This window comes from Arsukibacterium perlucidum DSM 18276, assembly GCF_000382165.1.
In the GTDB taxonomy this organism is placed as follows: domain Bacteria; phylum Pseudomonadota; class Gammaproteobacteria; order Enterobacterales; family Alteromonadaceae; genus Alishewanella; species Alishewanella perlucidum.
This window is the reverse complement of record NZ_KB907729.1, coordinates 44,300-53,333: the sequence shown is the minus strand read 5'-3', so window position 1 is coordinate 53,333 and position 9,034 is coordinate 44,300. Positions and strand designations below refer to the sequence as shown.

The 9,034-nt window shown below is 46.0% G+C and carries 6 protein-coding genes and 1 pseudogene; 3 read left to right on the top strand and 4 right to left on the bottom strand.

Annotation, left to right across the window (positions count from 1 at the left end):
- Nucleotides 1–248: 248 nt before the first annotated feature.
- From H141_RS0116680 to H141_RS22115, 3 genes and pseudogenes are all read right to left on the bottom strand, one after another.
- The gene (locus H141_RS0116680) at nt 249–680 is read right to left on the bottom strand and encodes a hypothetical protein (protein WP_157610989.1); all 432 of its coding nucleotides are present in this window, start codon (nt 678–680) and stop codon (nt 249–251) included.
- A 17-nt stretch (nt 681–697) separates the two neighbouring features.
- Nucleotides 698–1,519: a tyrosine-type recombinase/integrase gene (locus H141_RS20810; RefSeq protein ID WP_019677426.1), complete on the bottom strand. Its 822-nt coding sequence runs from the start codon at nt 1,517–1,519 to the stop codon at nt 698–700.
- A gap of 201 nt (nt 1,520–1,720) precedes the next feature.
- Nucleotides 1,721–1,834 (bottom strand): annotated as a pseudogene (locus H141_RS22115) (hypothetical protein); the annotation flags it as partial.
- A 683-nt stretch (nt 1,835–2,517) separates the two neighbouring features.
- On the opposite strand from H141_RS22115, the gene H141_RS0116670 reads away from it, so the two are divergent.
- Together H141_RS0116670 and ovoA are read left to right on the top strand one after the other, a co-directional pair.
- Nucleotides 2,518–3,975, top strand: coding sequence for a MalY/PatB family protein (locus H141_RS0116670; RefSeq protein ID WP_205620419.1), 1,458 nt, complete (start codon nt 2,518–2,520; stop codon nt 3,973–3,975).
- Between the two features lie 118 nt (nt 3,976–4,093).
- Nucleotides 4,094–6,256: a 5-histidylcysteine sulfoxide synthase gene (gene ovoA, locus H141_RS0116665; protein ID WP_019677423.1), complete on the top strand. Its 2,163-nt coding sequence runs from the start codon at nt 4,094–4,096 to the stop codon at nt 6,254–6,256.
- Here the strand turns inward: ovoA and H141_RS0116660 are convergent.
- Nucleotides 6,231–7,361, bottom strand: a complete 1,131-nt coding sequence (locus H141_RS0116660) for an ADP-ribosylglycohydrolase family protein (RefSeq protein WP_019677422.1) — start codon at nt 7,359–7,361, stop codon at nt 6,231–6,233. The two genes, ovoA and H141_RS0116660, sit on opposite strands and share 26 nt — an antisense overlap.
- Nucleotides 7,362–7,606: 245 nt before the next feature.
- On the opposite strand from H141_RS0116660, the gene nhaC reads away from it, so the two are divergent.
- Nucleotides 7,607–9,019 carry a Na+/H+ antiporter NhaC gene (gene nhaC / locus H141_RS0116655; protein WP_026349517.1) on the top strand — a complete coding sequence of 471 codons (1,413 nt, stop codon included), beginning with the start codon at nt 7,607–7,609 and terminating at the stop codon, nt 9,017–9,019.
- The last annotated feature ends 15 nt before the right edge of the window (nt 9,020–9,034 follow it).

Genomic DNA, 9,034 nt, shown 5'->3' with positions numbered 1-9,034 from the left:
TGACGAACGGATAGGCCAGCATGCAATCGTAGCCGGAGGATTTCACGAAGTTTACGCATTGATGTTCTCTGTCTGGTCATAACCGTATCCATCTGAAAATGAATAGGTTATCAGTGGTAACAATCAACGCGGGAAAAGCATTCTGGAATTATGTGAACACTGATTCTGGAAATCAGGCAAAAGCGTTCACTTTGCGCCAGAATAGGTGTTCATATTAAATCAGTACGGGTGTTCACATTAAACCAGAATCAGTGTTCACTTTGGGGCAGAATACGCACCTGGGGGTAAAACTTGGCTGGCACTCTGTCCCAGTGAAGCTCTTCCAAGCTCCTTTTTTGCCATGCTTCAATATATGAATTGGGGCAAGGAATGTTAAAAGGGTAGTCAGACGAATCAATGATGATTTTTTCGCGCCACAACAGACTAACTGAATTTGACCAGACTTTACCCTTTGCAAGTAGCTCGTTATTTTGACTTTTTGGGAAAGATACCAGGCCTTGATACTTTGCTATGGCAAAGCCATTAAACATGCCTTTTATATAGCCACCGATTACATACCATTTACTAGGTACAAAAAACGCCGGTGTCAGTTTATCTTGCTCGATAAAATAGCGAATAGTGCCTTCAGTAACACCTAAGTGTGCTAGTTCATCTAACCGGTAATACTCTTTTTCAATCATTTTGATGCCTTTATAAATCAACCGATCAGGTTTACTGCTGCGGCTTTGTGTTCTGGTGCTAAGTGGGCATAACGTAAGGTCATGGCAAGGTCACCATGGCCTAACAGTTCGCGCACTGTGTTTAAATCGACGCTGGCCATTACCAGTTTGCTGGCAAAATGATGCCGTAGGTCATGAAACCTGAATCTTGTTATACAAGCATCGGCCAGTAGTTTGTCCCACGCTTTGCCAATGTCCGTCATGGCTTTGCCAGTTGAGCCCTTAAATACAATACCGTTTTTGTCTGTGTCGGCTTGCCAGCTTTTTAAAGTGCGAAAAGCCTCACCATTTAAAGGTATATGCCGCGTTTTGCCGGATTTAGCATTAGCAAACTGTACGGTCAGGGTTTTAGTATCAAAATTAATATCGTCCCAGCACAGGCTTAATATTTCGCCGCGGCGCATGCCGGTATTCATTGCCAGCAATACTATTGGCTCTAAATGGTCAGCAAAAGTTTTATCGCGCAGGCTTGGCAGCAAGTCATTGTTGCGCTCAGCGCGGTGCTGGTTGCCGCTGTCACGCTCTTGCTTCATGCGTTCGTCCCGTTCACGCAGGGCATGTCGCAGGGCGGCTTCTTCGGGCTTAGATAAATAGCGCACCTTTGAATTGTCTTCCGGAAGTGGCTTTAGCTTGTGCAATTCATGCTTTTCAATTACTTCCCATTCAACTGCACGACTGAGGCAGCTTTTCAGGTTGGTGACCTGGCGGTTAATGCTGGCGTTTTTGTTACCTTTAGCTTTGCGCTCTATACGCCACTGCTCTATAAGGTGCGGTTTTATGTCGCTTAACTGGTAATCCATCAAATGAGCAAAACTGGTTTTTAGTACATCAGCTCGGGCTTTGGCGGTTTTCGGGTTTTGCGAAAATAGCCAGGGCTCAAACTTGGTTTCGATAAATTTTCTGAGAGTAGATAAAGCTTCTTTTTTCTTGGCTTGCTTTACCTGTTTTTTAGCTTCCTGAACGTTAGTGCCTTTGGCTACTTCACCGGCTTTTTCTTTGGCAAGGTCTCGGGCAATGGCGGGGGTAATCTGGCCGTCAACGCCCAGCTTAATATTGGCCTGTTTGCCATCATGCCGGTAGTATAGGTAATAGGTTATTTTGCCGCTGGCAGCGATCAGCGCATGAAAACCGGCAATTTCGGTATCATTAATGCGCTTGTCTTCCGGCTTCAGATTCTTGTCTGACTGATTTTAGCCTTCACCGCCATGGCGATTTCCTATTTATAGCATATTTATAGCAAAATCATTGTGCGGTCACGAAACTGAATGAACACTGAAGAACAGTGGTGAATTTTATAATTGATTTATATCAATGGTTTATGTGTTTATCTTGGTGTGAGCTTGTACATCAGTGTTCATGCTGGTTGGATTAAAATCTCGCTCCGGAGGCAGAGGTCAGAGGTTCGAATCCTCTCGGGTGCACCAAAACAACAAACCGCCACTTCGGCGGTTTTTTGTTTTTACCATCCGTAGGATGAGAACCGCTAGGTTCGACCACCAATGTGCCTGGAGCACATTGGAACAGCTTTAGCTGGCCCCACCGGGGCGAGTATCAGGATGATACGAGTAATTAAGTCGGGAACGATTTGGAACAGCTTCAGCTGGCCCGCAGGGCAAGGTACAGGAGGTGCCGAGTCAATCCTCTCGGGTGCACCAATTAAAGCAAGCGCTGGCTGTACCTCCGCATCCCGTCAAAGATCGGCTCTGATATAAATGTCGGAAACCCGGTTGGCAATCCGCTTATAACCTTGTGGATCAGTGACTCTGTCATCGTTGCCATTTCACGCAGTATCCGCTCCATGCTCGATAATGGAAAACCGACTTCATTAGCGGTATTGAAAAAGTGTCGAAAATTTCCGACAGTAAAACTCAGCTTTTTTTCAGAATTTAAAAACTTTGTCGTGAGTGAAACAGGAAAGAAGTCATTTTTTAAAGATATTACTGTCCGTTTTAGCGTGGGGCAACTACAGGAAAGTCCAGTATGCTGCTTTTTCAAAATGTTTCTCTACCAAACAATGGTATATGTTACGTTAGATAAGCGATCGTTTAAAAATTGGAACTCGATGTGGCTAAGCGAAGCGATATACCGTACTACAGCTCTATTAAAGCTCGAGAGGCCCATAATGAACTTCAATGATAAACCAGACCGGTCTTGGTCTAAAGCGTATAAATGGCAAAGATACAAAGGTACAGATATATTGCCCATGTGGATTGCGGATACCGAATTTCGCTGTGCAGAACCTATTTTAAAAGCCTTACATCAGCGGGTTGAAGAGGGTATTTTCGGTTACACCTTACCTGATCACGATACTGATGCCATTGAGGCTGTAGTTGCGTGGTGTCAACGGCAGTACAACTGGAAAATAGATCCCAGTTGGTTAGTGTGGACCCCTGGGGTTGTGCCTGCGTTTAATGTTGCCATCAAAGCATATTGTCAGGCAGGCGATACCATTATCGTGCAAACACCCAGCTACCCCCCCATTTTGGCGGCCCCGGCAATTAATAAGTTAAACCGAATCTGTGTAGAGACGGTTGCGGTTGACGGTAGATGGACACTCGATTTTGATGCTTTAGAAGACGCTGCTGCGGACCCTAAAACAAGCTTGTTTATTATGTGTAACCCGATGAACCCATTGGGCACGGTGTTAAATCAACATGAGCTGGACAGAATTGCCACAATTTGTCGCAAACATAATGTCATGCTGTGTTCGGATGAAATACATTGTGATTTAATTTTAGACAATGTGCCGCATTTACCCGCTGGCGCACATCCAGCGTTGGCAGAATATTCGGTGACATTAATGGCGGCGAGTAAGACCTTTAATGTCGCTGGCCTGGGCACATCGTTTGCTATTATTCCAAATGAAAAATTAAGATTAGCTTTTAACCATGCCGCCCGGGGCATCTTACCCTGGGTTACAGCGACAGGTCTGGCGGCTACAAATGCGGCCTTCAGATATTGCGATGAGTGGCATCAGCAAGAATTGGCTTATTTAAAAGACAATCGTGATTATTTAGTCAGTGAAATCAACAAAATTGAAGGGTTAAAAGCTTTTTCTCCAGCTGCTACATTTTTAATGTGGGTAGATGCAAGCGGATTGCGCGTTAACGATACGCAGGCGTGGTGTGAAGCAAAAGGGGTTGGCCCGTCAGCGGGCAGAGATTTTGGTGATAAAGACTTTTTTCGCTTGAACTTTGGCTGCGCACGTGAGTATTTAGTCGAAGCCATTAAAAGATTACAGGGCCGAAAAAATTAATGTAGGTAAAACAGTGATTTCTTGGAAAATAAGATCAAAAAAAGCTTAAAAATTGGGCCTTTATTCAGTATTTAATCGTATAAGCCCAAAATGTATTATTAAAGGATTGTTTTTAACAATGACATTACCGATTCAAAATGCTGAAGAAATGGCTAACCCTTGTGCAGCACCTGTTGGCTCCATGGCTTTTCGCAGAACACCCAACCTGCGTAGTGGCAACACAGAGGATAAGCGTAAAGAAATCGCGCTGTATTTCACTAACACCTTTGACACTTACACGCGGCTATTTGATTGTTTGCGTGACGATACGGGCTTCTATCAAAAACCTATCCCTTTGCGCCATCCACTGATTTTTTATCTTGGCCATACGGCCACTTTTTTCGTCAACAAACTACTTTTGGCAAAACTGATCCCTGAACGAATTAATCCACACATGGAATCTATTTTTGCAGTGGGTGTTGATGAAATGAGCTGGGATGATTTGTCGGAAGAAAATTACGACTGGCCAAGTGTTTCTGCAGTGAAAGAGTACCGCGCTAAAGTGCGGGCTGCAGTATTAAATATAATCAACACGCTTAATCTTGTTTTACCCATTGATTGGGAAAATACATGGTGGCCCATTATTATGGGTATTGAGCATGAGCGAATTCACCTGGAAACCTCGTCGGTTCTTATTCGGCAGCACGAATTAGCTAAGGTCAAACCCCTACCGCACTGGCCACGATGTCAAGAGACAGGACAAGCCCCAACCAATAAATTGCTGAGCGTTAGCGCAGGTAAGGTGAGCATTGGAAAATCGTTTGATAGTGCATTCTATGGTTGGGATAACGAGTACGGTCATCATACGGCCGATGTGGCTGAGTTCAAAGCCAGTCAATATTTAGTGAGTAACCAAGAGTTCCTGGAATTTGTTGAGGGCGGAGGTTATCAGCAAAATCGTTTTTGGAGCGAAGAAGGGCTAGCCTGGCGTCAATATACGGCAGCAAAGCATCCGACGTTCTGGTGTTGGCGCAATGGCTGGTTTTTGCGTTTAATGACAGAAGAGATTGCTATGCCATGGGACTGGCCGGCTGAAGTAAATTATCATGAAGCGAAAGCATTCTGTGAGTGGAAAACCGTTGAAACGGGGTTGCACATTCGCATGCCAACCGAGGACGAATGGTATCGGTTATGTTCACAAGCGGGTGTTGCAGAGCTTGGAAATAAAATTGCCGATGCTAATTTGCATCTCGATCATTTTGCATCCAGTTGCCCCGTAACGCGTCATCAGCATGGCAGCTGGTTTGATGTGGTTGGCAATGTGTGGCAATGGACGGAAACACCTATTTATCCGTTTAATGATTTCAAAGTGCACCCACTTTATGACGATTTCACCACCCCGACCTTTGATGGTAAACACAACATCATCAAGGGCGGCTCATGGATCTCAAGTGGTAACGAAACACGGCTCAGTGCGCGTTATGCGTTTAGACGTCACTTTTTTCAACACGCTGGCTTTCGCTATATTGCCTCCAATGTTGCAGCGTCGTCGCCAAACGCCTATTACGAAAGTGACAAGTTGCTGTCAGAATATGCCGAGTTCCACTTCGGTGATACGTTTTATGGCGTAGAAAACTTTCCGAAAGCGTTAGCAACCATTGCACTGGAAGCCATGAAAGGCAAAGCAACAGGCAAGGCGCTTGATTTAGGCTGTGCCTGTGGACGAGCCAGCTTTGAATTGGCGCGACAGTTTGAACATGTTGATGGTATTGATTTCTCAGCAAACTTTACCAGTCTTGCGGCTAAAATGGCCGAACAGGGTGAAGTGCGCTATGCGCGGGTCGAAGAGGGTGACCTGGTGAGTTACCATACCCGCACCCTGCAACAATTGGGGTTAGAAGACTCTGCCAGCCGTGTATCTTTTTTTCAAGGTGACGCTTGTAATCTTAAACCTCAATTTACGGGCTATGATTTAGTCCTGGCCGCCAATTTGATCGATCGTCTTTATCAACCGCGCCGTTTCCTGGCGGATATGGCTCATCGTATCAACGCGGGCGGTTTGCTGCTTATTGCCTCACCTTACACCTGGTTAGCAGAACACACCCCCAAGGAAGAATGGATTGGCGGCTTCAAAAAAGATGGTGAAAATGTCACTACCCTTGATGGCTTGAAAGCGCAGCTCGCAACACACTTTACCTTAGTCGGTGAGCCACGCAAGGTGCCCTTTGTGATCCGTGAAACGCAACACAAGTTTCAGCACACCTTGTCAGAACTTACTATCTGGGAGCGCAAGCCACGCTGATAAGCGCCTCAATTTCTAGCGCAATCGCATTGTGGTCTGCCAGTTGCTCAAACCAACTGGTGGCCACGGCACTGTTTTGCAAGCCCAGTAATGTGCCCAATATTATGCCGCGATGGACGTTATCACCGCCAAGGTTCGTGTTCACTTTAAGGGCTTGCCATGGCTCATGTTGATATTTAGCAGCCAGATACAACACCACCGGCCAGGAGTCTGATATGTAACATGCTCTTGAGAAAATGTGGCCAACCACTTGGTTGTCGGGCAGGTTGCGCGCCAGTAAACTTGCCAAACTCACGGTTGTTGTTCCTCTGGCGGCTTCTAGTAACAATGCAGTCATGTCTTGCTCTGCAGGCCCATCCATTAAATCGCACAGGAGTTGTACGTAGCGATCAGATACTTTCATCAGCGATTCATCAGGATGAGTTAGGGCCAAATGTGCCCGGCAGATCATTTTTAGCTCAGCGGTGCCAGTACCTTTTAGACGTTCTGAAAAAACCAGAGGGGCAACGGTCACTAAACCACCTATCGATGCGGTGTCATGGGTGACCATGCCACAATCATCAGATTTTCGGCCCTGTGCCAAATTGGCAAAAAAACCGCGATGATAAGACTCTGCGTATGTATCAGGGTGCGCTGCAGGCTCCCTGGTCATAAAATCAATGTAGGCGCTGACAAAGGTCTGCCGGTTGTAAGGTTCTGCTGAGCTTGCTAACGTGCGCATCAGCACACGAGCACAATGAGCGTTCAGCGTATTGGTACCCGCCGGCATACCGTGATGATAATGCACGTTTGGTTTATCCCAAAACTGCGCTTTATCTTTTAAAATCATGTTGCCAACTACTTGAATGGGTTGATGCTTGACCGAATGCCCTTTGGCTGAATCATTGACTAGCTGGCGCCCTCCGGAGTGTTTAGAGTGCAACGACATAATAGATGAAGGGTGAAAAGCAGGGGCGGGCTCAAAGCGCTGAATACCCCCCGCAAACGCGCGCTCTATTTCAATGGGTTGATAAAACCAATGCACCGGCATGGCCAACGCATCAGCAATAAAGCTTGTTTTTAGCGCCGAAGTTATCCGAGTTGGCAAAGACGTTTTTGTGGGCATGATAATACCTTAGTTACCGGGTTAAGCGTGGCTAACACTAGTGGCTCCGCTTTTACAGTTATTTAATACGACACGGTGCTGGTATTTGTGTCAATTTTCTAGGGGTATTTTGCTATAAATAACGTTCAATCTGCCTCATACCTACTAATAATCAAGGATTTACCGCAATCAATTAATTATGTACATTGCTTGATACTCTGCTGATATACTCATTTTTACATTAACTTTGTCCATTCGGTGCAACCTTGTCTGTAGCAACGCCTAACTTACCCCGCACGCCCGGTTTTTTGCAGTCGCTCATTTGCTTTAGTGTTATTGTTATCGTCATTGCCGGAGGGCTGTTTGGATTAGGGATCAGCCTGCACACCCTAATGTTTATTTGTCTTTTGTGGGTAGGACTGCACGCTTTTAGTCTTGGGTATGGCTACTTACACATTCGAGAGTTGATGACTGGCGCGCTTACAAGAGCCATGCCCGCTATTTATATTTTTATCCTGATCGGTATGGTCATTGCGAGCTTTATGTACAGTGGCACTATCGCTACGCTGATTTATTATGGCCTTAGCTGGCTGAACCCGAGTTTCTTCCTGGCAGTTGGCTTGCTGCTTTGTGCGTTGATGTCGGTCGCAACCGGTACCTCCTGGGGCACCGTCGGTACCTTGGGCGTGGTGTTTATGGGTATCGGCTCGGCCATGAATATTCCTTTGCCGCTGGTCGCGGGTATGATTGTGTGTGGCGCAACCTTTGGCGATAAAATGTCGCCTATTTCCGATACAACAAACCTTGCCGCCATGAGTGCGGGCACAGACCTTTATCGGCATATTTACGCGATGCTGTTCACCACAACGCCAACCTTTGTACTGACCTTTGTCATTTTTTTAGGGATAGGGTTGAGTTACGGTGAGCAAAATCTGAATTTAACCGATATTGCATCCATTCAAATTGCCCTCGTTAACCTTTACAACCTGGCGCCACTAATCACCTTATTACCCTTGATCTTACTTGCCGTAATGAGCATCAAAAAAGTACCCGCCGAAGTGACTATGTCCTGCAGTATTGTGCTTGCAGTACTTATTGCCATGTTTTATCAAGGCGCAAACCCTATCTCCGTGCTTAATGCGTTGTGGCAAAATACACCGCAATCGACAGGTATTGCTAATTTAGATGCGCTGCTGGGGCGCGGTGGTATCAGCAGTATGAGCTGGACCTTACTGTTGGCGTTAATGGCTATTGCGCTAGGTGGTATTTTGCATGGAGCCGGCTTTCTTACTGCTTTGTTGGCGGGGATCATTAGCCGCGTACAGCGAACGGCATCCCTTATTGCCACGACAATTGTCTCTGGTTTTTTAGGCAATATTGCCATGGGCGAGGCGTTTATTTCGATTATTCTAAATTGCCAATTATTTAAACCTAAGTATCAGCAGCAAAAGTTAGAGCCGGCGATTCTGTCGCGCTCAGTTGAAGAAGGCGCGACTATGACAACCGGCCTTATTCCATGGACCACCGCAGGGGCGTTTTATGCTGCCACATTGGGGGTAGATGTACTTGACTTCGCGCCCTATGCCTTTTTTAACTATCTCAATGCCATTATAGCTATAACGATGGCCGCCTTTGGCATTGGCCTGCTCAAACCTAAAACAAAACCTGCTGTGGCATAGACTGTTCACGCACGA